This window comes from Microbispora sp. CL1-1, from assembly GCF_012034195.1.
In the GTDB taxonomy this organism is placed as follows: domain Bacteria; phylum Actinomycetota; class Actinomycetes; order Streptosporangiales; family Streptosporangiaceae; genus Microbispora.
Genome location: NZ_JAATEK010000039.1, coordinates 22,468 through 46,880 on the forward strand (window position 1 = coordinate 22,468; position 24,413 = coordinate 46,880).

24 protein-coding genes are annotated in these 24,413 nt (G+C 70.5%); 15 read left to right on the forward strand and 9 right to left on the reverse strand.

Going from position 1 to position 24,413, the window contains the following annotated elements:
- Positions 1 to 14: 14 nt before the first annotated feature.
- From HCK04_RS44415 to HCK04_RS32135, 6 genes are all read left to right on the forward strand, one after another.
- The gene (locus HCK04_RS44415; protein ID WP_142651129.1) at positions 15 to 1,064 is read left to right on the forward strand and encodes an energy-coupling factor ABC transporter permease; all 1,050 of its coding nucleotides are present in this window, start codon (positions 15 to 17) and stop codon (positions 1,062 to 1,064) included.
- Between the two features lie 129 nt (positions 1,065 to 1,193).
- Positions 1,194 to 1,958, forward strand: a complete 765-nt coding sequence (gene cbiQ / locus HCK04_RS32115; RefSeq protein ID WP_142651130.1) for a cobalt ECF transporter T component CbiQ — start codon at positions 1,194 to 1,196, stop codon at positions 1,956 to 1,958.
- A complete protein-coding gene (locus tag HCK04_RS32120) occupies positions 1,955 to 2,707 on the forward strand; it encodes an ABC transporter ATP-binding protein (RefSeq protein ID WP_142651131.1) in 753 nt (250 codons plus the stop codon). Before cbiQ ends, HCK04_RS32120 begins: the two co-directional genes overlap by 4 nt.
- Positions 2,708 to 2,747: 40 nt before the next feature.
- Positions 2,748 to 3,095, forward strand: coding sequence for an STAS domain-containing protein (locus HCK04_RS32125; protein ID WP_142651132.1), 348 nt, complete (start codon positions 2,748 to 2,750; stop codon positions 3,093 to 3,095).
- A gap of 33 nt (positions 3,096 to 3,128) precedes the next feature.
- Positions 3,129 to 3,908 carry an SDR family NAD(P)-dependent oxidoreductase gene (locus tag HCK04_RS32130; RefSeq protein ID WP_142651133.1) on the forward strand — a complete coding sequence of 260 codons (780 nt, stop codon included), beginning with the start codon at positions 3,129 to 3,131 and terminating at the stop codon, positions 3,906 to 3,908.
- A gap of 15 nt (positions 3,909 to 3,923) precedes the next feature.
- The gene (locus tag HCK04_RS32135; protein ID WP_142651134.1) at positions 3,924 to 4,721 is read left to right on the forward strand and encodes a crotonase/enoyl-CoA hydratase family protein; all 798 of its coding nucleotides are present in this window, start codon (positions 3,924 to 3,926) and stop codon (positions 4,719 to 4,721) included.
- A gap of 194 nt (positions 4,722 to 4,915) precedes the next feature.
- On the opposite strand, the gene HCK04_RS32140 is transcribed toward HCK04_RS32135, so the two are convergent.
- A complete protein-coding gene (locus HCK04_RS32140) occupies positions 4,916 to 5,824 on the reverse strand; it encodes an SDR family oxidoreductase (RefSeq protein WP_142651135.1) in 909 nt (302 codons plus the stop codon).
- 228 nt (positions 5,825 to 6,052) lie between these two features.
- On the opposite strand from HCK04_RS32140, the gene HCK04_RS32145 reads away from it, so the two are divergent.
- Positions 6,053 to 6,679 carry a rhomboid family intramembrane serine protease gene (locus HCK04_RS32145; protein ID WP_142651136.1) on the forward strand — a complete coding sequence of 209 codons (627 nt, stop codon included), beginning with the start codon at positions 6,053 to 6,055 and terminating at the stop codon, positions 6,677 to 6,679.
- Positions 6,680 to 6,691: 12 nt separating this feature from the next.
- Here the strand turns inward: HCK04_RS32145 and HCK04_RS32150 are convergent, their stop codons facing one another.
- The 3 genes from HCK04_RS32150 to serC form a co-directional block, all read right to left on the reverse strand.
- Positions 6,692 to 7,369: a hypothetical protein gene (locus tag HCK04_RS32150; RefSeq protein ID WP_142651137.1), complete on the reverse strand. Its 678-nt coding sequence runs from the start codon at positions 7,367 to 7,369 to the stop codon at positions 6,692 to 6,694.
- A complete protein-coding gene (locus HCK04_RS43885) occupies positions 7,366 to 7,488 on the reverse strand; it encodes a hypothetical protein (protein WP_260617490.1) in 123 nt (40 codons plus the stop codon). The genes HCK04_RS32150 and HCK04_RS43885 overlap by 4 nt, the downstream gene beginning before the upstream one ends.
- 166 nt (positions 7,489 to 7,654) lie before the next feature.
- Entirely contained in the window at positions 7,655 to 8,767 is a 1,113-nt protein-coding gene (gene serC / locus HCK04_RS32155) for a phosphoserine transaminase (protein WP_142651138.1), read from the reverse strand.
- 124 nt (positions 8,768 to 8,891) lie between these two features.
- Here serC and HCK04_RS32160 point away from each other — a divergent pair, with 124 nt between their 5' ends.
- Entirely contained in the window at positions 8,892 to 11,630 is a 2,739-nt protein-coding gene (locus tag HCK04_RS32160; RefSeq protein ID WP_142651139.1) for an ABC transporter substrate-binding protein, read from the forward strand.
- Positions 11,631 to 11,882: 252 nt separating this feature from the next.
- Here HCK04_RS32160 and HCK04_RS32165 read toward each other — a convergent pair whose 3' ends face one another.
- The gene (locus HCK04_RS32165; RefSeq protein ID WP_142651140.1) at positions 11,883 to 12,989 is read right to left on the reverse strand and encodes a citrate synthase 2; all 1,107 of its coding nucleotides are present in this window, start codon (positions 12,987 to 12,989) and stop codon (positions 11,883 to 11,885) included.
- A 170-nt stretch (positions 12,990 to 13,159) separates the two neighbouring features.
- Here HCK04_RS32165 and pdxH point away from each other — a divergent pair, with 170 nt between their 5' ends.
- A complete protein-coding gene (gene pdxH / locus HCK04_RS32170) occupies positions 13,160 to 13,804 on the forward strand; it encodes a pyridoxamine 5'-phosphate oxidase (protein ID WP_142651141.1) in 645 nt (214 codons plus the stop codon).
- Positions 13,805 to 13,809: 5 nt separating this feature from the next.
- Here the strand turns inward: pdxH and HCK04_RS32175 are convergent, their stop codons facing one another.
- The gene (locus HCK04_RS32175; RefSeq protein ID WP_205830972.1) at positions 13,810 to 14,412 is read right to left on the reverse strand and encodes a UdgX family uracil-DNA binding protein; all 603 of its coding nucleotides are present in this window, start codon (positions 14,410 to 14,412) and stop codon (positions 13,810 to 13,812) included.
- A gap of 87 nt (positions 14,413 to 14,499) precedes the next feature.
- Between HCK04_RS32175 and HCK04_RS32180 the strand changes: the two genes are divergently transcribed.
- Both HCK04_RS32180 and HCK04_RS32185 read left to right on the forward strand, forming a co-directional pair.
- Positions 14,500 to 15,204, forward strand: coding sequence for a metal-dependent transcriptional regulator (locus HCK04_RS32180; RefSeq protein WP_142651143.1), 705 nt, complete (start codon positions 14,500 to 14,502; stop codon positions 15,202 to 15,204).
- A 120-nt stretch (positions 15,205 to 15,324) separates the two neighbouring features.
- Positions 15,325 to 17,553, forward strand: a complete 2,229-nt coding sequence (locus HCK04_RS32185) for a SpoIIE family protein phosphatase (RefSeq protein WP_142651144.1) — start codon at positions 15,325 to 15,327, stop codon at positions 17,551 to 17,553.
- Between the two features lie 107 nt (positions 17,554 to 17,660).
- Here the strand turns inward: HCK04_RS32185 and HCK04_RS32190 are convergent, their stop codons facing one another.
- Positions 17,661 to 18,554, reverse strand: coding sequence for a hypothetical protein (locus HCK04_RS32190; RefSeq protein ID WP_142651145.1), 894 nt, complete (start codon positions 18,552 to 18,554; stop codon positions 17,661 to 17,663).
- A gap of 138 nt (positions 18,555 to 18,692) precedes the next feature.
- On the opposite strand from HCK04_RS32190, the gene HCK04_RS32195 reads away from it, so the two are divergent.
- Together HCK04_RS32195 and HCK04_RS32200 are read left to right on the forward strand one after the other, a co-directional pair.
- Entirely contained in the window at positions 18,693 to 19,475 is a 783-nt protein-coding gene (locus HCK04_RS32195; protein ID WP_142651146.1) for an alpha/beta fold hydrolase, read from the forward strand.
- 83 nt (positions 19,476 to 19,558) lie between these two features.
- Positions 19,559 to 19,720: a hypothetical protein gene (locus HCK04_RS32200; RefSeq protein ID WP_168066443.1), complete on the forward strand. Its 162-nt coding sequence runs from the start codon at positions 19,559 to 19,561 to the stop codon at positions 19,718 to 19,720.
- Positions 19,721 to 19,748: 28 nt separating this feature from the next.
- Here HCK04_RS32200 and HCK04_RS32205 read toward each other — a convergent pair whose 3' ends face one another.
- Complete coding sequence (locus HCK04_RS32205) at positions 19,749 to 20,894, reverse strand: acyl-CoA dehydrogenase family protein (protein WP_142651147.1); 1,146 nt, start codon at positions 20,892 to 20,894, stop codon at positions 19,749 to 19,751.
- A gap of 239 nt (positions 20,895 to 21,133) precedes the next feature.
- On the opposite strand from HCK04_RS32205, the gene HCK04_RS32210 reads away from it, so the two are divergent.
- Positions 21,134 to 22,561: a hypothetical protein gene (locus HCK04_RS32210; RefSeq protein WP_142651148.1), complete on the forward strand. Its 1,428-nt coding sequence runs from the start codon at positions 21,134 to 21,136 to the stop codon at positions 22,559 to 22,561.
- A gap of 11 nt (positions 22,562 to 22,572) precedes the next feature.
- Positions 22,573 to 23,601, forward strand: a complete 1,029-nt coding sequence (locus HCK04_RS32215; protein WP_142651149.1) for a class F sortase — start codon at positions 22,573 to 22,575, stop codon at positions 23,599 to 23,601.
- Positions 23,602 to 23,613: 12 nt separating this feature from the next.
- Here the strand turns inward: HCK04_RS32215 and HCK04_RS32220 are convergent, their stop codons facing one another.
- The gene (locus HCK04_RS32220; protein ID WP_142651150.1) at positions 23,614 to 24,393 is read right to left on the reverse strand and encodes a hypothetical protein; all 780 of its coding nucleotides are present in this window, start codon (positions 24,391 to 24,393) and stop codon (positions 23,614 to 23,616) included.
- Positions 24,394 to 24,413 lie beyond the last annotated feature (20 nt).

Here is a 24,413-nt window from a genome sequence, read left to right on the forward strand (position 1 = left end):
AGGGGTTATAAGCCGTGCACGTGCCCGATGGGTTCTTCGACGTTCCCGTGTCCGTCGGTGCCGGAGTCTTCGCCGCCGCCGGGGTGGCCGTGTGCCTTCGCGGCGCGAAACGGGAGCTCGACGACAGAACGGCCCCCATGGCGGGCCTGGTGGCCGCGTTCATATTCGCGGCGCAGATGCTCAACTTCCCCGTGGCGGCCGGCACCAGCGGTCACCTGCTCGGCGGGGCCCTGGCGGCGATACTCGTCGGGCCGTACACCGCCGTTTTATGCGTCGCGGTCGTGCTGCTCGTGCAGGGGTTCTTCTTCGCCGACGGCGGGCTGACCGCGCTGGGCGTCAACATCACGCTGATGGCGATCGTGACCTCGGTCGTCGGCTGGGCGGTCTTCCGGCTGATCACGCGGGGTGCGCCGCGCGGGCGGCCGACGCTGGTGGCCGCGTCGTTCGTGGCGGCGCTGGTCTCCGTGCCGACGGCGGCGCTCGTGTTCACTGCCCTGTTCTGGCTCGGCGGCACCGCGCCGATCGAGCCGGGCTCGGTCGCCGCCGCGATGGTCGGCGTGCACCTGCTCATCGGGCTCGGCGAGGGCTTCATCACCGCGCTCACCGTGAGCAGCGTGCTGGCCGTGCGTCCCGACCTCGTGTACGGCGCGCGCGGCATGACCAGGACGCTGACGCTGCGCACCGCCGACGGGGACGTCGAGGTCGGGCCGGCGGCTCCGGAGGCTCCTCCGGCCCGGATGGGCCTGCGCCCGGTGCTCGTGGGCGGCGCGCTCGTGGCCGTGCTGCTGGCCGGTGTCGTCTCGTTCTACGCCTCCAGCGCCCCCGACGGGCTGGAGAAGGTGGCGGCCGACAAGGGCCTGAGCGCGCAGGAGAAGCCGCACGCGGCGGAGAACGGCCCGCTGGCCGGATACAGCGTCAAGGGCGTGGAGAACCAGCGGCTGTCCAACGGCCTGGCCGGGGTGGCGGGCGTCGCGCTGACGGTCGCGGCCGGAGGCGGCGTCTTCTACGTCGTCCGCCGGCGCAGGCGCGGAACCGACGCCATGACGCCCGCGAGCGCCCGGTGAGCCGCGCGAGCTCGACGGCCACGACGGCCACGACGGCCACCGCGCCGCCGAGGCCGTGAGCGGCCTGCCCGCGTGCCGGGCGGGACGGGGCGGCGATGATGACGGCGATGATGACACGGTGAGTGCGAAGTGAGTGCCGGACACCATCACCCGATCTACCGGCCCGCCGACACGCCCGTCCACCGGCTGCCGCCCCAGTGCAAGCTGGCGGCGGTCGTCGCGTTCGCGGTGTTCGTGGTCGCCACGCCGCGCGAGCGCTTCTGGGCGTTCGCCGTCGACGCGCTGCTGCTGGCCGCCGTCGCGGTCGCCGCCCGGGTGCCGGCCGGCGTGATCGTCCGGCGCATGGCGATCGAGGTGCCGTTCGTGTTGTTCGCGCTGGCGATCCCCCTGATCGGCACCGGCGAGCGGGTGCAGGTGCTCGGCCTGTCGCTGAGCGCCCCCGGCCTGTGGGCGGCCTGGAACATCCTGGCCAAGGCCACCTTGGGCGTGGTCGCCTCGATCCTGCTGGCGGCCACGACCGAGCCCCGCATGATGCTGCTCGGCGCCGAGCGGCTGCGGCTGCCCCGGCTGCTCGTGCAGATCGCGACGTTCATGCTGCGCTACCTGGACGTGATCCTCGACCAGATGCGGCGCATGCGGATCGCCAGGGAGTCGCGGGGATTCGTCGCCCGGGACCTCCGGCAGGCCCCCGTGCTGGCGAAGTCGGCGGGCGCCCTGTTCATCCGCGCGTACGAGCGGGGGGAGCGGGTCCATCTCGCCATGCTGAGCCGCGGCTACATGGGCGAGATGCCGACGATTAGGGATATATCAGCAACTGGGCGAGACTGGGCGATGGCGGGCATGCTGCCTTGCCTCGCCGCGGTGACGGCCCTACTGGCGTGGAGCACGACATGACCTCCGGCAGCCCCTCGCTCACGGTGAGCAGGCTCGCGTACGCCTACCCCGACGGGACACAGGCGTTGTACGGCGTGGACCTGACGATCGAGCGGGGGGAGCGGGTCGCCCTGCTCGGCCCGAACGGCGCGGGCAAGACCACGCTCGTCATGCACCTCAACGGCATCCTCACGGCAGGCCACGGGACGGTGGAGGTGGCCGGGCTCCCCGTACGCGCGGACACCCTGCGGGAGATCCGCCGCCGGGTCGGGCTGGTGTTCCAGGATCCGGACGACCAGCTCTTCATGCCGACGGTGCGGGAGGACGTCGCGTTCGGCCCGGCCAACCTCGGGCTGCGCGGCGCGGAGCTCGACCGCCGGGTGCGCGACGCGCTGGAGCGGGTCGGCATGCTGGACGCGATCGACCGGCCGCCGCACCACCTGTCCTTCGGCCAGCGCCGTCGGGTGGCGGTGGCCACGGTGCTGGCGATGGAGCCGGAGATCCTCGTGCTCGACGAGCCGTCGTCGAACCTCGACCCGGCCTCCCGCCGCGAGCTGGCCGAGATCCTCAAGAGCCTGGACGTGACCGTGCTGATGGTCACCCACGACCTGCCGTACGCGCTGGAGCTGTGCGAGCGCTCGCTGGTGATGTCCGAGGGGGTGATCGCGGCCGACGGGCCGACGCGCGAGCTGCTCGCCGACGCGCGGTTGCTGGCCGCGCACCGGCTCGAACTTCCCTACGGCTTCGCCGTCCCTGCTCAGCCGGGGTGATGGATAAGTAAAGTGGGCCGGAGCTGAGGAGGTCCCGACGATGAAGCTGCGGCTCGCCCGCCAATCGCTTTCCAACGCCGTCGTGGTGGTGGCCGTGGAGGGGGAGCTCGACTTGTTCACGGCTCCGTTCCTGCGTGACGAGATACGGGACGCCATACGCGACGACGGCCCGACACTCGTGCTGGACCTCGCCGAGCTGTCGTTCATGGACTCAAGCGGGCTCAGCGTGCTCATCGAGGCCTGGCGGCTCGCCACGAGCGAGGGCGGCGCCGTATGCCTCGCCTCGCCGCAGCCTCCGGTGGCCCGCATCCTGCGTACGACCGGCCTGGATCGGCGGATCAAGGTCTACCCCGACGTCGATACCGCGATTTTGCAGCACCCCGAGTAGAACTTCATTCGGTTCGCGCGTTAAGGTCCGGCTATGGATCTGAACGGAGCAGCAGCAATCATCTCGGGCGGTGCCAGCGGCCTCGGCGAGGCCACGGCCCGCGAGCTGGCCCGCGTCGGCGCGACCGTGGTCGTGGCCGACCTGAACGCGGAGCGCGGCAAGGCGCTGGCCGACGAGATCGGCGGCGTGTTCGCCCACACCGACGTGGCCGACGAGGCGTCGGTGCAGGCCGCGGTGGAGGCGGCGGTCGCCACCGGCAAGCCGTTGCGCGCCGTGATCAGCAGCGCCGGCATCGGCTGGGCCGAGCGCACGGTCAACCGGGACGGCTCGCCGCACAACCTGGCGTCCTACCGCAAGGTGATCGACGTCAACCTGATCGGCACCTTCAACCTCATGCGCATCGGCGCGGCGGCCATGGCCAAGACCGAGCCGGTGGACGAGGACGGCGCCCGCGGCGTCGTCATCAACACCGCGTCGGTGGCCGGCATCGAGGGCCAGACGGGCCAGGTGGCGTACTCCGCGTCCAAGGGCGGCATCATCGGCATGACCCTCCCCGCGGCCCGCGACCTCGCGGCCATCGGCGTGCGCGTGCTGACCATCGCCCCGGGCATCATCGACACCCCGATCTACGGGAAGATCGGCGACAAGAACGCCGAGGAGTTCAAGGCCAAGCTCATCGCGCCGGTCGCGTTCCCCAAGCGGCTCGGCAAGGCCTCCGAGTTCGGCCACCTGGTGCGCGTGCTGATCGAGAACGACTACATGAACGGCGAGGTCATCCGTTTCGACGGCGGCATCCGCTTCCAGCCCAAGTAAGGCGAGTGAGGTCAGGTGTCCGAGGTCAACTCCGGGCCGGCCGCCGAGCCGGACGCGGTACTCGTAGAGATCGTCGACGGCGGCGTGGCCGTCGTCACCATCAACCGGCCCAAGGCCAGGAACGCCGTGAACGGCGCGGTGGCGCGCGGGATCGCGGCCGCCATGGACGAGCTGGACGGCAGCCCCGACGTGTCCGCGATCGTCCTCACCGGGGCCGGTGGCACGTTCTGCGCGGGGATGGACCTGAAGGGCTTCCTCACCGGCGACATGCCGGTGGTCGAGGGCCGGGGCTTCGGCGGCATCACCGAGGCGCCGCCCAAGAAGCCCGTCCTCGCCGCGGTCGAGGGATACGCGCTGGCGGGCGGCTTCGAGCTGGCGCTGTCGTGCGACATCATCGTGGCGTCCGAGGAGGCCAAGTTCGGCCTTCCCGAGCCCAAGCGCGGCCTGGTCGCCGGCGCGGGCGGGATCATGCGGCTGCCGCGCCGGATCCCGTACCACGCCGCCATGGAGATCGCCCTGACCGGCGATCACTATCCGGCGGCCCGGCTGTACGAGCTGGGGCTGGTCAACCGGATCACCTACCCGGGCGAGGCGCTCAACGGCGCGCTCGAACTGGCCCGCACGATCGCCAAGAACGCGCCGCTGGCGCTCGCCGCGACCAAGCGGGTCATCGTCGAGTCGGCCGACTGGCCGCTCGACGAGATGTTCCGCAGGCAGAGCGAGATCGTGGGCCCGATCTTCGCCTCGAAGGACGCGATGGAGGGCGCGGCGGCGTTCGCCGAGAAGCGCGCCCCCATCTGGAAGGGCGAGTAGACCGCACCTTCGCAGGGACCCGCGGGAACCGTTCGGGGCGCTCCGTCCAGGGGCGCCCCGAGCCATGTCCGGGCCCGTCGCAGACGTCGCCTCGCGGCCTTCCCGCTTCCCGCCCCTTCCCGCTCCCCGCCGCTTCACTTTGCCCGCCTCCCGCTGCTCGCAGGGGCCGGACGCCGGGCGAACGCGAAGCCGGGTCAGAGCGGGTCGCCGAGCGGGCCGTGCTCCTCCTCCAGCGCGTCCGCCCAGTGGGCGGCGAAGTCCGGCTGGGTGCCGTCCACGTCGGTGAAGCCGTACTCCTTGTAGAGCCCCCAGGCGGCCAGCGCGCGTCCGGTCTTGGCCATGACGCCGGGGTCGGCGGCCAGGGCGGCGACGGCCCGTCCCAGGTAGGCGGGGGTCTCGGAATGGGCGAAGTGAGGATCCTGCGCGATCGCGTCCCGCCAGGTGGCCTCGGTCACGCCGAAGTGGTCGAGCATCGCCTCCGACCGCAGATAACCCGGCGTGATGGCGACCGCCGCCACGCCGTACGGCTTCAGCTCCGCGGCCTGGGCGACGGCGAGGCGGATCACGGTGGACTTGGCGATGTCGTAGAAGAACACGCCGCGATAGCGGGCGGTGTTGCCGTCGGTGACCTCCACGACCAGGCCGCTCCGGCGGGCCACCATCAGCGGAAGCGCGAACCGGCTCGTGATGATGTGCGTCTCCACCGCCCGGCGCAGCACGCGCAGGCCGGTGTCGATGTCCTGCTCCCACAGGGGATGCTCCCAGTCCATCAGCGCGTCGCCGCCCCACACCGAGTTGACCAGGACGTCGAGCCGCCCGTCCCGCTCGGCGGCGATCCGGTCGACCAGGGCGCGCACCTGCTCGGGGTCGCTGTGGTCGGTGCGCACCGCGATGCCGGTGCCGCCGGCGGCGGTGACCCGCGCCGCGGTCTCCTCGATGGTCTCCGGGCGGTCCAGGTCGGAGCGGCCGGCCGTGCTGCTGCGGCCGGTGACGTAGACCGTGGCGCCCGCGGCCCCGAGCTCGACGGCGATGCCGCGTCCGCCGCCCCGCGTGCCTCCGGCGACCAGGGCGACCTTCCCGGCGAGCGGCTGGGTGTCGTTCATGCGATCTCCTTCGAGCGGGCACGCGGCCGCCGCCTCGCCGGGCAGGGCCAGGATCGCCCCTCGCTGCGCCTCGTGGACGACCAGTGCTGCGGATCGGTCGGGTCCATGCACAGGAACGCCAGGTGGTTCTTGATACTCCCGCCCGGCCCTCCTGGCAACCCCATGGCATGATCCCGCCGGATCAGGGCAGTCCGCTCGTTTGTGAGCGGGACTGCGTACGGTGAAAGCATGAGTGATTCCGGGCCCGGGCTCCCCCGGCCGGGCCGGTCGATGCGGGAGCGAACGTCGGCGCTGCTCACCGGCGCCCTCGGCAGCGCGATCCTGATGATCGTGCTCGTCTCGGTGATGTGGGCGATCGAGATCGTCGACTACGTGGAGGACGGACGGCTCGACAGGTATGGCATCGTCGCCCATGAAACGGACGGCCTGCCCGGGATCCTGTTCGCGCCGTTCCTGCATGCCGGGTTCGGCCATCTGATGGCGAACTCGGTGCCGCTGCTGATCCTGGGGTTCGTGGCCGCCATCCGGGGGATCGGCAGGTTCCTCGCGGCGAGCCTGGTCGTCATCCTGGTCAGCGGGCTGGGCGTGTGGTTCACCAGCCCGCCGGACACCCTGACGATCGGCGCGAGCGGCCTCGTCTTCGGATATTTCGGTTATGTCGTGGCCCGGGGCCTCTTCGACCGCCGGACCCTCGACATCGTGCTCGGCGTCGTGGTCGCCGTGCTCTACTACTCGATCCTGTGGGGAGCCCTGCCCACCCAGCCGGGCGTCTCCTGGCAGGGCCACCTGTTCGGCCTCATCGGCGGCGTGCTGGCCGCCTGGCTGCTGCGCCGCCGCAGGCCCGTGACGATCTGACCCGCGAACGGCTCACGAGCCGGGAGACGGCGTGGCGTTCCCGATCTCGAACGCGGTGGGGTCGTCGACGACCCGGCAGGGCTGCACGGGCCCTTCCGTCAGCCGCCCCGAGAACTGCCAGGCGACTCCCGGGTGGCCGGCGTCCGGCTCCACCGGATTCTCGTTGACCTCGATCATGACGGTCTGCCCCGGCTCGATGAACTCGGGGTGGATGGTGATGCCGTTCTCCGGCCGGATCGCCTTGCTCGACGGCGTGTTCTCCAGTTGCCTCCGGATGCGCGCCTGGACGGCCGGGTCCCTGCTCTCCAGGTCCTTCTTGGCGAAGGAGGTCCGGTCGCCCTTCACGAAGGGAGCGCGCCCGTCGGCGCACCTCTTGCCCAGTGGCAGATAGGTGATGTCGGCGTGCACACCCATCTTCGCCAGGTCCCGCTCGACCTGGTCCGGGTCCCGGAACTCGTTGATCTTGAGGTTGATCGAGCCGTCCGGGTTCTTCGTCAGCGCGTACGCCGGGGTCTGCCCGCCGACCACCAGCGGTACGGCGGCGGCCACCGCGGCGGCGGCGACCACGGCGCCGGCCAGGTATCGGGGCCGGGCGATCCGGCGTACGGCCGGCACGCGCGTCCGCGCCTCACGGGCCACGATCTCCGCCTTGAGCTGCGCGAGCAGTCTGTCCTCGAAAGTGGCGTTCACTTCGTTCCTCCGATCAGTTCCATGACCCCGGGAAAGCGCTGGACATGCCGCCGGTAGAAGGCCTCGAACGCGTCGGGATCACGGGCGAAGCCCGCCGGACCCGTCTGTCTACGGCGCACCGGCGCTCCCCTCGGTCGTGTGAGAAAACACATCCCTGCGTGGACGGAGCGCCGCACACCGTTACAAGGCCGGAGAAACCACCGGCCGGAGAAACGAAAAAGCCGACGGTCCGGAGACCGCCGGCGGGATCGGCGGCCGCCGGAGAGGCGGCCGCCGCGAGAACCGTTAGAGCCGCTCGACCACGTAGTCGACGCAGGTGGTCAGCGCCTCGATGTCGGCAGGGTCGATCGCCGGGAACATCGCGATCCGCAGCTGGTTGCGGCCGAGCTTGCGGTAGGGCTCGGTGTCCACGATGCCGTTGGCCCGCAGCACCTTCGCGACCGCCGCGGCGTCCACCGCGTCGTCGAAGTCGATGGTGCCGACGACGTTGGAGCGCTGCGCCGGGTCGGCCACGAACGGCGTGGTGTACGACGTCTTCTCGGCCCAGGTGTACAGGCGCGAGGCGGAGTCGGCCGACCGGGCGGTGGTCCAGGCGAGGCCGCCCTGGGCGTTCATCCAGTCGAGCTGCTCGGCCAGCAGGAACAGCGTGGCGACCGCCGGGGTGTTGTACGTCTGGTCCTTGACCGAGTTGTCGATCGCGGTCGGGAGGCTGAAGAACTCGGGGACGAACCGGCCGCTCTCGGCGATCTCCGTCACCCGGGCCAGCGCCTTCGGCGAGAACAGCGCGATCCACAGGCCGCCGTCGGAGGCGAAGCTCTTCTGCGGGGCGAAGTAGTAGACGTCGAACTCCTCGGCGGAGACCGGCAGGCCGCCGGCGCCGCTGGTGGCGTCGACGAGGACGAGCGACTCGTCATCGATGACCCGCTTGATGGGCATCGCGACGCCGGTCGAGGTCTCGTTGTGGGTGAGCGCGTAGACGTCCACGCCCTCCTCGGCGACCGGCAGCGGGTGGCTGCCCGGCTCCGCCTTGATGACCGAGGGGTCGGCGAGCCAGGGAGCCTTCTTCGCGACCGTGGCGAACTTCGAGGAGAACTCCCCGAAGTGCAGGTGCTGCGACTTCTCCCGGATCAGCCCGAAGGACGCGATGTCCCAGAACGCCGTGGTGCCGCCGTTGCCCAGCACGACCTCGTACCCCTCCGGGAGGGAGAACAGGTCGGTGAGCCCGGCGCGGACGCGGGCGACGAGGTTCTTCACCGGCTTCTGCCGGTGGGAGGTGCCCATCACCTTCGCCCCGGCGTCGGCCAGAGCGGCGAGCTGCTCGGGGCGTACCTTCGAGGGCCCGCAGCCGAAGCGGCCGTCGGCGGGCTTGATGTCAGCGGGAATCACGATGTCAGCCACGGTTCAAGCCTAGTGAGACCTGCGGATGCTCTAGACCATGGTCCGGATTCTGAGACATCATGGTCGGGTTTTAAGATCACACACCACCTGAAGACCGGCACTCCGCCTCCCGGGAGACTTTCGCGTGGCCGACCCGCACGCCGTCATCGAGGCACTGGTTCGCAGGCCGTTCATCTGGCGGGCCGACCGTCCACTGCCTCTGGTCCTCGTCGTCGGCCGCGACGGCGGCGCGTTCGACACGGCCCGGCGTCTCGCCGAGCCCTTCGAGGACTTCCTACCGCAGGCCACGGTGCGGGCGGGGGAGTACGACACGCTGCGCGAGCTGGTCGAGGCGCTGGCGGGCGAGCACGGCCAGCTCGGCAAGCCGGTCGGCGGCTCGTTCCTGCCCCCGCCGCGGTTCCCGCTCGTCCAGTTCGTGCTGTGGGCGCGGCGTCAGCGCGAGGAGCCGCCTCCCGGGGAGCAGATCGACGTGCCCGCCCGGACCTGGCCGCCCGATCCCCGGTCGCGTACGGGCCAGGACGAGTTCAAGGAGCGGCTCAAGGACTGGCGCAGGGGCAGGTACGGCGGCGACAGAGGGCGCAGGACCGCGGCGGACTTCATCGGCCGCGCGGCCACCACCTGGGTGCCGGTGGGCACGCTCGCCGTCTGGTCGCTGGGCGGCGCCTCCGACCTGGTCGGCGTGGTCCCGTGGGCGCTGGGCGTGCTCGTCGCCGTCGTCGGCACGTTGATCCAGGCCATGCTCTCGATCCGGGGGTCCTTCTTCAACGGCTGGTTCAGGAAGCAGCCCTACCTCGCCAGGAAGCCCTTCGAACGCCTGCCGAAGTACGCGCTGCGCATCGCCAACGCGAGCGAGGCGGAGATCGAGCGGCTGCTCGTCCACGCGCTGTGCCAGGACCTGCGCCAGGCCTACGGAAAGTGGCTGATCCCGTGGCCGAGCTGGGGGCGCGGCCTCTACGCGATGCTCGTCCTCGACGCGCGCTGGCCCGGCGACGTCAACGAGCGGTTCCTGCGCACCCTGGAGGAGACGGTAGAGGAGACCGGCCTGCTGCCGCCGCTCCTCGTGCTGGCCGCGGTGCCCGAGTCGTTCGCGCCGGGCCGCCGCCCGGTCACCGCCGGCCGGCTGGCGGACCTGCCCGCGCTCGTGTCGGCGTGGCGGACGGCGGCGCGGCGGAGGGTGCCGCCGCTGCGGCTGATGGTCAGCGCGCCCACGATGCCGCTGGACGACGACTATCGGCCGCACCTGCTGGCCCCCCGGATGCGGGCGATCGGCTACTGGTGCGTGATGGCGCTGCTGCTGATCGGGCCGGTCGTCCTGCTGGGACGCATCCAGCAGGACCGGAACGCGCACTGCGGCGGCCTGTCGTGGGTCGAGCGCATCGGCACGGAGTGCGTCGGCGTCGTGAACGCCGACGGCCCGGCCCCGGAGGACATCTTCCCCTCGAAGGACATAAAGGATCTCGTCGCCAGGATCGACGGCAACAACGCACTGGCCAGGAAGGCCGGGACGTACGTGAGCGTGGTGCTGTTCGGCGAATACTCCGTCGCGGAGAACGAGAACGACAGCGCGTTCGTCGGGGCCCGGGCGGAGCTGGCGGCCGTGGAGGAATACCAGCGGGGCGTCTCGAGCGCGCCCCGCCTCCAGGTGCTGGTGGCCAACGCCGGGACCAACTTCGCCCAGGGACGGCGTACGGCCGAGCTGGTCAGCGAGATGGCGGCCGAGGACCCGCGCATGCTCGGGGTGATCGGCTTCCAGCGCAGCGTCAGCGGCGTCGGGGACGCCATCAGGACGCTGCACACGGCGAAGATCCCGATGCTGGTCACCACCGCGACGGCCGACCGGCTCGGGTACGTCCCGGACGGTTCCGCCGGGTCCGACTACCCCTCGCCGTACGTGTTCCGCCTGGGGCCGTCGAACCTGCGGCAGGCGCGGCTGGCCGTCCGGTTCGCCCGTGAGCAGCTCTTCCGCGCCGTGCCCGAGCCGACCGCGGTGGTCGTCAAGGACCAGACGGACAACGACAACTACACGAACAACCTCGCCGACGACTACGTGAGCGAGGCCAGGGCGGAGCGGATCAAGATCACCGAGAGCGTCCCCTACAAGGACCGGGGGACCGGCATGGACATGGCGGTGAGCCGGGCCTGCGCCCACCGGCCCGACCTGCTCCTCTACGCGGGGCGCGCGGCCGACTTCCTCGACTTCCTGCGCTACGTCGAGGGCAAGGACTGCGGCAAGGAGCAGATCAAGGTCCTCGCGGGCGACGACGTCATCAAGGCGGTGGCCAACAGCGGCGCCGAGATCGGGAACTACCGGCGTGTCCGGGTCTACTACGCGGCGCTGGCGAGCCGCGAACTGTGGCGGGACGGCGCGGCGGCGCCCACGGGCTTCCTCCAGGGCCTCCTGGGCGGCCGGCACGCCAAGGAGTCCGACGACAACCTCATCCTCAGCTACGACGCCGTCAAGCTGTTCTACGAGCGCGTCAACGCGGCCTATCGGGGCGGGCTGCCCAGCAGGGGAGACGTGCTCTACCAGATCTCCCTCATCTCCCCGCGCGACAGGTGGAACGGCTCCAGCGGGGTCATCTCCTTCGGCGCCACCGTCCACCAGCCCGAGAACAAGGCCATCGCGATTCTGAAGGTGACCGATTCGGGGAAGTCCGAGGTCGCGGTCCGCTGCGGGCTCCTCGCGACCACCGAGCCCCCGGACACCAGAGGCATCTGCCAGAACCTCGACGCGGAGCGCCCGGTGCCGAACGCCCCGGCGGCTCCCTCGGCCTCGGCCTTGTCCACGGCCCCGCCCACAGCCGGGCCCGCAGCCGGGCCCGCAGCCGGGCCCGCAGCCGGGCCCGCGGACTCCGGCCGCTGACGCCTCGGGGCCTGGTCAGGGTCAGGACCACTCAGCGGCAGGACCCGTGAGCCAGCCGTGCGCGTGAGTGAGCCGTGCGCGTGAGCGAGCCGTGCGCGTGAGTGAGCCGTGCGCGTGAGCGAGCCGTACGCGGAAACGGCCCGCTCCCCGGAAGGGAACGGGCCGTCACGTGTGCCGACGGGTGCGCGGGCGGGCCCTGCGGTCTCTCGGAGCTTGTGGCACGCCGCAGGGCCGCGACCCGCGCCCGGGGCCTCAGACCTTGCCGATGACCTCGGCGGCGCCGGGCACCTCGTTGATGGAGCGCTGCTTCGGGCCCACGTAGTTGGCGCTGGGGCGGACCAGCCTGCCCGTGCGCTTCTGCTCCAGGATGTGGGCGGCCCAGCCGGCGGTCCGGGCGCAGGTGAACATGGAGGTGAACATGTTCGACGGCACCTCGGCGAAGTCGAGGACCACCGCGGCCCAATACTCCACGTTGGTCGCGAGGACCCGGTCGGGCTTGCGGGCGTGCAGTTCCTCGAGCGCGGCGGTCTCGAGCGCGGCCGCGACCTCGTAGCGGGGCGCGCCCAGCTCCTTGGCCGTACGCCGCAGCACGCGGGCACGGGGGTCCTCGGCCCGGTAGACCCGGTGGCCGAAGCCCATGAGCCGCTGGCCCTTGTCCAGCTCGCTCTGGACGTACTTGCGGGCGTCACCCATCTTCTCGACGCCCTCGATCATGTGCAGCACGCGCGCCGGCGCGCCGCCGTGCAGCGGGCCGGACATCGCGCCCACCGCGCCCGACAGGGCGGCCGCCACGTCGGCCCCGGTGGAGGCGATGACGCGGGCCGTGAACGTGGACGCGTTCATGCCGTGCTCCGCGGCGGACGTCCAGTAGGCGTCGATGGCCTTCACGTGCTTGGGGTCGGGCTCACCGCGCCAGCGGACCATGAAGCGCTCGACGATGCTCTCGGCCTCGTCCACGCGCTTCTGGGGGACCATGGGCTGGCCCAGGCCACGAGCCGACTGCGCGACGAACGACAGAGCGGTGACCGAGGCGCGTGCGAGATCGTCGCGGGCCTGGTCGTCGTCGATGTCGAGCAGCGGACGGAAACCGTACGACGGCGCCAGCATGGCCAGCGCGCTCTGTACGTCTACTCGGATGTCGCCGGAATGGACGGGAAGTGGGTACGGCTCCGCCGGGGGCAGACCCGGCTGGAACGTGTTGTCGACGAGCAGGCCCCAGACGTGTCCATAGGAGACATTGCCCACGAGCTCTTCGATGTCGACGCCCCGATAACGCAGGGCGCCCCCTTCTTTGTCCGGTTCCGCGATCTCGGTCTCGAACGCCACCACGCCTTCGAGCCCGGGTTTGAAGTCGGACATTCTCGGCCGCCTCCCTCTCTTGTGAAGTCCAGAGCCTTGATGTCGAGATACCGGCGGGTCAATTTAACCCGCAGCGCCCGACTGTCGCGCCCCCGGCCCTACCCAACGGGGTTCCCCCAGGCAGGGGCCACCGAGCGAGACGTGTACCGAGCACGCGAGAATACCTTTCCGTGGACAGCGCTTCGCACCTCCCCGGGCTCCGGCACAGCTACGAGGGTGAGCCCCTGCTCGAATCCGGCATGGCGGCCGACCCGGTGACGCAGTTCGCGCTGTGGTTCGCGGACGCGGTCGCCGCGGGCCTGCCGGAGCCGAACGCGATGGTCGTCGCCACCAGCTCCGCCGGTGGCCGCCCCTCGGCTCGCACCGTCCTCCTCAAGGGCTTCGACGAGCGCGGGTTCGTCTTCTTCACCAATTACGAGTCCCGCAAGGGCCGCGATCTCGGTGAGAACCCGCGGGCCTGCCTGCTGTTCCCCTGGCATCCCATCAGGCGGCAGGTCCGCGTGGAGGGCTCCGTCGTACGGCTCCCGCGCGAGGACAGCGCCGCCTACTTCCACTCTCGTCCGTACGGCTCCCGCATCGGCGCGTGGGCCTCCCGTCAGTCGGCGGTCGTGGAGTCGAGGGAGCAGCTCGACGCCAGGTTCCGCGAGCTGGCCGAGCGCTGGCCGCAGGACCCGCCGCTGCCGGACTTCTGGGGCGGTTTCCGGGTGGTGCCCGCGGAGGTCGAGTTCTGGCAGGGCCAGACCGACCGCATGCACGACCGGCTCCGCTACCGGCGGACCGGCGCGGCCTGGACCCTGGAGCGCCTGGCCCCCTGAAGTTTTCAGGGCAGCCCGGCCGCGACCGTGAGATCGGCGAGGAAGCCGGAGTAGGCCTCGTCCCGGTCGGGCGCCCGCAGGACCGCCGAGGGGTGGATCGTCGCCACGTAGTAGGCCCCCTCGCGCCGGGGGACCGGCTCTCCCCGGTGCCTGGTCACCCGGAAGTCCGGGCCCAGCAGCGCCCGGGCGGCCGTGGCCCCGAGCACCAAAGTCACCTCGGGGTCCACCAGCCGCATCTCGGCCTCCAGCCACGGCCGGCAGGCGTTGATCTCTCCCACGGTGGGTTTCCGGTGGATTCTGCGTTTGCCGCGTGGCTCGTATTTGAAGTGCTTGACCGCGTTGGTCACGTACACCGCCTCGCGCTCGATGCCGGCCTCTTCGAGCGCCCTGTCGAGCACGCGCCCCGCGGGCCCGACGAACGGCGCACCCTCGCGGTCCTCCTCGTCGCCGGGTTGCTCGCCCACCAGCATGAACCGCGCGTCGGGGGCGCCGTCGCCGAAGACCGTCTGCGTTGCGGCGCGGTAGAGGTCGCAGCCCTTGCAGCGCCGCGCGGCCTCCCTGAGCGCGGGCAGGCTGATCTCCGCCGGAAGGAATCGCTGAGCCCCCATGTTTCCCATCCTGGGTCGCTTCCCCAATAGGGTCGGCTGCGAACACGGGGGAGGTCGTAGCATCGATTTACAAGGACTGGAGGAGCCTTGACCGCACACGGCCTGATCGACACGACGGAGATGTACCTCCGGACGATTTTCGAACTCGAAGAGGAGGGCATCGTCCCGCTTCGCGCCCGGATCGCCGAGCGGCTGCAGCAGAGCGGCCCGACCGTCAGCCAGACGGTGGCGCGTATGGAGCGCGACGGCCTGGTCAAGGTCGAGGGGGACAGGCACCTCAGCATGACCGCGCTGGGCCGCACGCTCGCGATCCGCGTCATGCGCAAGCACCGCCTCGCCGAGTGCCTGCTGACGCAGGTGATCGGCATGCCCTGGGAAGAGGTCCACATCGAGGCGTGCCGCTGGGAGCACGTGATGTCCGAGTCGGTGGAGACCCGGCTCGTGAACCTTCTCAAGAACCCCCGGGTGTGCCCGCACGGCAACCCGATCCCGGGTCTCGACGAGCTGGGGGTGCCCCAGTCCGGTTCGACCGGGGATGAGATGGTGTCTCCCATGGTGACCCTCGCGGGACAGGCCCCTGTGCCCGTTGTAGTGCGCCGAATCAGCGAACAAGTGCAAAGCGACCCGGCTGTGATGCTTAAACTCAAGCAAGTTGGGATACAACCGGGACGCGAGGTCACGCTCGCGGCGAGTGACAACGGTGTAACGGTGACTGGTGATGGTGAGGTGGGAACCACGACCGCGGATCTTCCGAGGGACGTCGCCTCTCACGTTTTTGTCACCAGACGATGACGGAATGAGTTGTGCCTGGTTGAATCCCCTAGGGAGTCCTTTCATTTCTCGCGACCCAGCCATCGCAGGAGCGCCCGTGCCCGGCATAGCGAACCCACCTCGACAAGGGACGGTCGTGGCATGAGGCGATGGGGAGATCTGTCACAGGACGCCGACGACCACCTTTCCGCCGGTTCCGTGCTCGACCACGCGGAGATGGCGGTGGTCGTGACCGACCGGTTCAGCAATGTCCTGTACTGGAACCCCTTCGCCGAGCAGCTGTTCGGCCGCGTGGGCGCGTCTCCGGCCAAGGAGTCGCTGCACACCCTCGGAATCTCGGAGAAGGACCATCCGCTCGCGGCCGAACTGGCCAAGCACGTGCTGCGCGGCAACGTGTGGGAGGGCACGTTCGACGTGACCCGCGGCGACGGCTCGACGATCTACGTGCGGGCGCAGGCCGTGCCGCTGCGCCACCCCTCCGGCTCCGTGAGCGGCATCGTGATCACCGCGCGCGAGGCGATGCGCAGCAACGAGCGTGAGAAGGACCGCTTCGGCCTGCTCGAACGGATCGGCGAGCGGCTCGCCGGCTCCCTGTACGTCGAGGAGACGCTCAACCGGGTCGCGGACATGCTCGTCCCGCAGTTCGCCGACCACTGCTTCATCGAGCTGAACGAGGGCGACCGCCTGGTGCGCAAGGTCTCCACGCACGTGAACGGCTGGACGCCGCCGCCGGACACCTGGCGGCCGGTGGGCGCGGAGATCAGATACCCCCTCGGGCACTACGCCGAGAGCGCGCTGCGCCGCCAGGAGACGATCCTCGTCGAAGACTTCTCCCAGGTCAGCTATCCGGCGCCGAGCGAGGGCGCGGCCCGGCTGTGCGGCGAGATCGGGATGACCTCGGCCATCGTCGCCCCGCTGTGCGTGCGCGGAGAGACGCTCGGCCTCATGTACCTCGGCCTGTCGAACCTCACCAGTCGGCGGTCGCCCCACTACGACACCTTCGACCGCGACTTCGTCGGCGCCATCGCCACCCGCGTCGCGCTCGCCGTCGACAACGCGCTGCTGTTCGAGGAGGAGCGGCACACCGCCGAGTCGTTCCAGAAGCACCTGCTCCCGCGTCAGCCGCTGCCGTCGCTCGACGGCCTGGAGATCGCCGTACGTTACTACCCGGCCGCCCCGCTCGCCTCGCACGGCCAGGGCATCCAGACCCAGGTGGGCGGCGACTGGTATGACGTGATCCCGCTGTCGGCCGGCCGCGTCGGCATCGTGATCGGCGACGTCGAGGGCAGAGGAGCCAAGGCGGCGGCGGTCATGGGCCAGCTCAGGGCCGCGCTGCGGGCCTTCGCCCAGGACGACAAACCGCCCGCCGACATCCTCGCCCGCCTCGACGAGTGGACCAGGATCGTCGCCGCGCCGGAGCGCGACGACTTCGGCGCCGACATCACCAACCCGCCGATCGTCACGTGCCAATACATGGTCTACGACGCGTGGTCGAGGCAGTTGTCGTTCGCCAACGCCGGGCACGCGCCGCCACTGCTGATCGTGGACGGCGAGGTCAGAGACCTGGACATCACCGAGGTCGGCCAGCCGCTCGGGGTGCGGGCCAAGGGCATGCACGCCGACCTGGTCTACAAGGAGGAGACGCGGGTGCTGCCGCCCGGCGCGACCCTGCTCCTCTACACCGACGGCCTGGTCGACCGCAGGCCGCCGCGCGACTCCGCCACGGGAGTCCCCGTCGACGACGAGGCGCTCGACATCCTGCGGGAGAAGCTCGCCAAGGCGTCGGGGGAGTCCGTCGAGCGCATCGCCGACCTGGCCACGGTGGCCGTCCCCGGCGAGATCGACGACGACATGGCGATCCTCGTCGTCCGCTCCGCGGGCACCGAGCTGCAGTCCCAGGAGCGCACGTTCCCGGCCCAGCCGATCATGGTGAGCGAGGCCCGGCGGATGGCGTCCGAGGCGTTCGCCGGATGGCAGGTGCCCGAGGAACGCGCGGAGCTGGCCTGCCTGCTCGTCTCCGAGGTCGTGACCAACGTGGTGCTGCACGCCGCCAGCGCCAGCGTGCCGCGCCGCGAGCTGGTGCTCGACGGGCCGCCGCTGCCGTTCGACGAGTCGTGGGACGTGCCGGGCTTCGAAGAGGAGATCGCCGGCGACAAGGAGTTCACCCTGCGGCTGCGCCGGGGCGCGGAGTCCGTCTGGGTCGAGGTCTTCGACCAGGACCTGCGCCTGCCCCGCATCCGCAGCGCGGGGGAGAACGACGAGGGCGGCCGCGGTCTCTATCTCGTCGACCAGCTCGCGCGCCGCTGGGGCTCCCGTCCCACCCGCGAGGGCAAGGCGGTCTGGTTCGAGATCCCCATCGGCGGCCGTTAGACGGCGAAGACCGTCAGATGGTGAAGGCCGTAAGCGGGTGAAGACCGTAGGACGCTGAAGCGCCCCCCGGTGCGGGGGCGCTTCAGGTCGGTGCCTCTGGCTTCAGGTCAGTGCTTCTGGTCGAGGCAGCTGTAGCCGTCCGGGCGCTCGGGTTCGAGCGTCACCTGCCGCAGCACGGTCGCCTCCATGGAGATGCGGAAGGTCTCCTGGTGCGCGCAGTCGTACAGCGCATACGTGCCCTCGCGTTCGCCGAGCAGCAGCACCTGCGCACCGTCGCGCAGCACCTTGCCGCTCTCGCGGTCGTTCAGCACCACCCACTGGTCCTGGAAGCCCACCATCGACAGCAGCATGCTGGCGGGCTGCCCCTTCTCGGCGACGGCGATCGCGTCGCTCTCCATCTGCCCCATCAACGCGAAGCCCAGCCCGATGCCGGTGAACGCCGCCACCACGATCTTCATGCCCGCGCGGCCGGACGGACGCCGCCGCAGCAGCCGGAACGGCACGAGGAAGGCCAGGGCGCCGATCAGCACCGAGGTGATCACGACGCCGGCCATGGACACGCCCTCGCCCAGCCCGAGGTAGCCGAGGAAGCCCCAGTAGGTCGCCCCGCACCACAGCGCGCCGACGATCGCGGCGGCCCACGGGCGCTCCCTGATGGCCTGGATCAGGCGGAACAGGTAACCGAGGGTCACCTTGTCGAGCAGCCACACGACGGCTACGACGACGCCCATGAGCAGGGCGCCGGCGATGACGAGCAGGACCAGCGACCCGACCAGGCGGCCGAACATGGTGGCCTGGTCGATGCCCGCCTGCTCGGGGCTGATGTTGAAGATGCCGTAGACCTGCTGGATGCCGAGGTAGAGCAGCGCGTAGAGGGCGACGCCGACGGGCACCACGACCGATCCGCCGCGCTCCAGCAGATCGACGACGCTGGCCTTCGCGTCCGGCTCCGGCAGGTCGGAGACGGCGCCGGTGATTTCCTCCGGCTTAGTGATAGTCATCTGTCGGTTTCATTCCATTTTCAACTATTGTGACGAAACATGATTGCAGGTGCAGAAGACCAATGCGTTAACTGACGCCGACGGACGCGACGCGCCGCACGCTTCTTTCCGGTCGTTCCGGGTGCTTCACTCGGACACATGGAGCTCGCCCACGACCGCCGCGGCAGCGGCCCACCGCTGGTCCTCCTGCACGGCATCGGCCATCACCGGCACGGCTGGCTGCCGGTCCTCGACCTGCTCGCCGAGCGGCACGACGTCATCGCGGTGGACCTGCCCGGCTTCGGGGACTCTCCGCCGCTGCCGTACGGCACGCCGTACAACGCGGAGACGCTGGGGCGGGCGGTGCGCGAGTTCTGGACCGGCCTCGGCCTGAGCCGGCCGCACGTCGCGGGCAACTCGCTCGGCGGCTACATCGCGCTCGACCTGGCGTCGTCCGCCGACGTCCGCACGGCCGTCGCGCTGTCTCCCATCGGGTTCTGGTCCCGGTCCGAGCACATGTACGCGCGGGCGGTGCTGCGCCTGCTGCGGCTGGCGACGCGGGCGGGCGAGCTGCCCGCGCTCGCGGCCGGCACGGCCGAGGGCAGGGCGCTGGCCATGAGCCTGCTCGTGGCCCACCCGGAGCGGCTGTCGCGCGAGGCCGTGGTCGCGGCGGCCGAGGCGATGCGCGAGTGCGCGGGGTTCGAGGAGACGCTGGAGTCGATGGCGTGGGTCGCGCCGCCCGCGCCGCCCCAGGTGCCGGTCACGATCGCCTGGGGCGACCGCGACCGGCTGCTGCCGCGCCGTCAGGCCGTACGGGCGGCACGGTGGGCGGGGCAGCGGGCGCTGCTGCTGCGCGGCTGCGGTCACCTGCCGATGAGCGACGACCCGGAACTGGTCGCGCGGGTGATCCTCGAAGGCTGCGCTCGCGAGGACTCCCGCTGAGCCTTCCCGGGCGGCTTGTGCCGCTCATGCCGCTTGTGCCGACGGGCACGCGGGGGCGGGGAAACCCGCGCATACTGATCAGTGTGGACACCGGACTCATCCTTCTGGTCTTCCTGGCGTTCCTGTTCGCGTGGCTGCTGAACAAGGTGCGCAGGTTCTTCCGGCTGAGCCCGGTGGCCTACGGAGGCGTGATGGTCGTGTTCGTGGTGGCCATGCTGCTCATCTGGGGACAGCAGCACGGCTGATCCGGGGCCTTGCTGATCCGGGGCCCTTTCAGAAGCCGAAGGACCGGCCGATGATCTCCTTCATGATCTCGGTGGTGCCGCCGTAGATCGTCTGCACGCGGCTGTCCAGCCAGGCCTTCGCCACCGGATACTCCAGCATGTAGCCGTAGCCGCCGTGGAGCTGGACGCACCGGTCGATGACCTTGTTCTGCAGCTCGGTCGTCCACCACTTGGCCTTCGCGGCGTCGACGGCCGTGAGCTCCTTGGCGTTGAGCGCCCGGATGCACTTGTCCACGTAGTGGCGGGCGATCTCCACCTCGGTGGACAGCTCGGCCAGCAGGAACCGGGTGTTCTGGAACTTGCCGATGCTGCGGCCGAAGGCCGTACGGTTGCGGCAGTATTCGATCGTCTGCTCCAGCACCGTCTCCGCCGCGGCCACGGCCGCCACCGCGATCGACAGCCGCTCCTGCGGCAGGTTGTTCATGAGCTGGAAGAAGCCCTGGCCCTCCTCGCCGCCCAGGAGGTTGGTCACCGGCACCCGGACGTTCTCGAAGAACAGCTCGGCGGTGTCCTGTGCGTGCATGCCGACCTTCTCCAGGTTGCGGCCGCGGGTGAAGCCCTCCATGCCGCGCTCCACCACCAGGAGCGAGGTGCCCCGCGCGCCCGCCGAGGGGTCGGTCTTGGTCACGACCACGACGAGGTCGGAGTTGATGCCGTTGGTGATGAAGGTCTTCTGACCGTTCACCACGTAGTGGTCGCCCTCGCGTACGGCGGTGGTGCGGATGCCCTGCAGGTCGCTGCCGGCCCCCGGCTCGGTCATCCCGATCGCCGTGATCAGCTCGCCGGACGCGAAGCCGGGCAGCCACCGCTGCTTCTGCTCGTCGTTGGTCAGATCGACCATGTACGGCGCCATGATGTCGTTGTGCAGGCCGAATCCCAGGCCGGTGGCGCCGACGCGGATGATCTCCTCGACGATCACTGCGTTGTAGCGAAAGTCGGTGATGCCCGAACCGCCGTACTCCTCCGGGACGGAGAAGCCGAACATGCCCAGCTCGCCCGCCTTCTTCCACACGTCGCGGGGGACGATGCCGTCCTTCTCCCACTGCGCGTGGTGGGGGACGACCTCACGGGCCATGAACTCACGGACGGTCTCGCGGAAGAGGTCGTGCTCCTCGTCGAAGAGGTCTCGCCGCATCGGGTAAGCCTTCCGGTCCCAGGGTCTGTTGGCCGCACCAGAATACGATTCTGGTCCTCCCTGGTCGATCGGGATCAGCTTGTACGGAGGGTCACAACTCCGAAACCATCGTCATAACGACCCCTTTGGCCCGCTTCGGTTGCCTCTAAGATCTACCTTCGGTTTGCTATAGGCCCGCCAGGGCGGTCCTGTGATCGGAGTATGCGGTGATTCGGTGGAAAGCTGGTCTCCCTAGGACCATGGCCGCTCTGGCCCTCGGCCTGGCCGGAACGGCGTTCGTCGTCGGTCCCTCGATGACGGCGCAGGCGGAGACCGCGCAAATCGATATGGACTATCGATGCACCCGGGGAGTCGCCGGCTCCACGCCTGTGAATCTGAAAGTGACGCTCGCTCTGCAGACGGCACTGAAGGTCAGAGAGCCGTTGGATGTCAGATGGGGGCTCGCCTACAAGGACAGCCTGAACACCTTCCTGTCGCCTGGGCTGTTTCCGGCAGGTGCTCGAGTCACGGCCACTGGCGTGGTCGGCGTCCTTGGCGAGATGTGGGAGGGCGAGCTCAACTCGATCGGCTCGAAGGACGAAGGGGAACTCGATAGCGGCGGTGCTCTCGGGTTGCCCGAACTGGTGTCCGGCTCTGTGGGTACGACCGAGCCGGGCGTCTGGGAGATCGAGCCGCGTAACCTCTACATTGACTTCACGCCGCCAGCCTCGGAGGAAGTCGTTAATGATGACGAGGCCGGGATCACCTACGACGCGAACTGGCAGGACTCCAGCGACCGGTTGCCGTACTACGGGGACTATCTGAGAGACGTCCACTGGACCAAGGTCAAGGACGCGAGAGTTGACTACAAGTTCACAGGAACGGGGATCGACTTCATCTCCGAGCAGTCCACTCACGGAGGCCCGGTCCGGTTCTTCGTAGACGGCAAAGCGGGTATCCCCGCAACGGCCGACTCCTCGAAAGAGCGCAACGGCGCCCCGGTGCTGGTAGAGCACAAGGGCAACCACAACTTGTGGAGCATGCGTGGACTGTCGTACGGGCAGCACACTCTGACGGTGTATAACGGCGACGACACGGAGGCGTATGTGGATGCCTTCCGAGTCATCACCGAGGAGCTTCGCGACCCGCCGCAGCAGTTTCGGGCGGTATGCAAGCCGGTGAAGACGCCGACGGCGATCCGGGTGGTTATCGGCGGCGGGACGGGTAGCAGCCCGTCGGCTTCGGTGGAGCCGAGTGAGTCGCCGGACACCTCTGCCAGTCCTTCGGTCAGTCCGACGGACGAGAACCCGGGCGACGAGTCGCCGTCGCCGTCGCCTTCCGCGTCGCCTTCCGCGTCGCCTTCGCTCTCGGCCACGCCTTCGCCTTCTCCGTCGGCCAGTCCGTCGCCGGCTGCCGTGCAGACGCAGCACTACATCGTGACGGCGGTGGTGACGCAGGGCAGCCCGTCGCCGACGGCGACGAGAACGGTGACGCTGACCGCGACGCCGAGCGTGGCACAGGTCGCGATCACGCCGCAGGGCGGCGCGCAGACCGGTGAGGCTCCGGAGCGCGTGTCGTTCTCGGGCATGCTGCTGATCGGCTCGGGCGGCGCGCTGCTGCTTATCGGCATGCTCAGCGGTGTGGCGATGCTCCGGCGCAGGGCGGCGCACTCGGGTGAGCGGGGCTGAGGAGGATGACGATGAACGACGGCATTCCTGACGGCGGCGCTCCCGAGCACGGCGGCGCTCCCCAGCAGGGTGGCGTTCCCGAGCAGGCCGGCACTCCCGTGCAGGGTGGTGCTCCCGCGCAGGGCGCTGCCTCGCAGGGTGGCGTTCCTGCGCAGGCGGACGCTCCCTCGCATGGTGGCGTGCCCGTGCAGAGCGGCGTTCCCGCGGAGGCCGACGCCAAGAAGGCGCGCAAGCCACTGCCCCAGCCGGTGCTCGCGACGCTGCTCGTGGCCGGGTCGTTCGGCGGCATCGCGGCGGTGATGGCCGGGATGCTCGTCGTGCTGAGCCCCTCGGACCCGCAGGAGAGCGGGCCGGTTCCGGGCACGGTGACCGTCCGGGACGCGGGCAACGCGGCCTTCCTGCCGCCGACCGTGGGCCCGGGCGGGCCGGGCGTGCCGCTCACGGCGGCCGACCCGACCGCGCCGCCGCCGGCTCCCGCGCTGCAGCCGATCGCCCCGCTGACCCTCACGAGCGCGGCCTCGTCGTCCTCGAAGCCGCTGTCGTCCTCGTCGTCCGGTGCGAAGAAGACGACGAGCAAGGCCGCCGCCGGCCGCCCGCTCAAGATCAGCATTCCCGCGATCGGCGTGAAGGCCGCGGTGGGCTCGGTCGGCGTGGACAAGTCCGGCGTCATCCAGGCGCCCCCGCTGAGCAAGCCCGGCCTGACTGGCTGGTACCGCTACGGACCGGCCCCCGGCGACCAGGGGCCGGCGGTCATCCTCGGACACGTGAACACCCGCAAGGGCGCCGCCGTCTTCAGCCGCCTGCGCGAGCTCAAGCGCGGCAACAAGATCGCCGTTCTCCGCGCGGACGGCAAGATGGCGATCTTTACGGTGGACGGGATCGAGCAGGTCAGCAAGTCGACCTTCCCGACCAAGCGGGTCTACAGCAACACGATCACGTCGTCGCTGCGGCTGATCACCTGTGGCGGGGTCTACAACGCCAAGCAGCACCACTACACCGACAACATCATCGTCTACGCGACGCTGACGCAGACCAAGTGATCACGGAGGTGATCAGCCCAGGCTGATCACCTCTTCGCCCTCCCGCTCCTCACGCTCGGGCGGATCGTGGGGCCTTCGCCGTACGACCGGCCGGGCCGCGCGCTGGACCAGCAGCGTGCCCGCCACCGCCGCCACCGCGACGGCCACCAGCGCGTACGGCTGACGCCACGGCGAGGAGTCGCCGGCGGCCGCGGCCACCTGCGTCGGCGGGGTGGCCTCGACCGGCTGAGGGGCAGGGGCCTGCGGTGAGGCACCGGTCGGCTCCGCGGACGCTGCGGGCATCGCCGTCGGCGGGCGGTTGGGAACGACGTTCGTCGCCTTCCAGGGGAACCCGGGAGGCTTCACCGGACCCCAATAATCCTTGATCACGATGCCGACGGGCACCGGGAACGGCGGCGGAGCCGTCTTCAGCCCGCCCGGCACCGTGAGCGTCCCGATCTCGTACGTCGCGAATATGCCCTGCACACCCTCCACCCGCCATCGTCCGGCCGGCACGGTGATGGACGTGGCGTAGTGCGCGGGTTCCGGCAGCGGCGTCCCGTCGAACGTCAGGGTCGTGCCGTCCTTTCCGGTCAGACGCAGGCCGATCGGTCCGATGTCGCCGGGGCCGTCGTATGGGTGGGTGCCGTGCTGAAGCACCCAGAAGCCCACCGTGTAGGAGACATCGGGCCGCACCGTGGCGGGAAGCGGGTCGAGCTCGGTCACGGCCCAGCCGCCTGCCCGCGCGTGCGCGGGCAGGGCCGGAACGAGGATCGCCGCCATGGCCGCGAGAGCCACGAGCAGTCTTCTCATGGTCAACACCTCCACCCTCC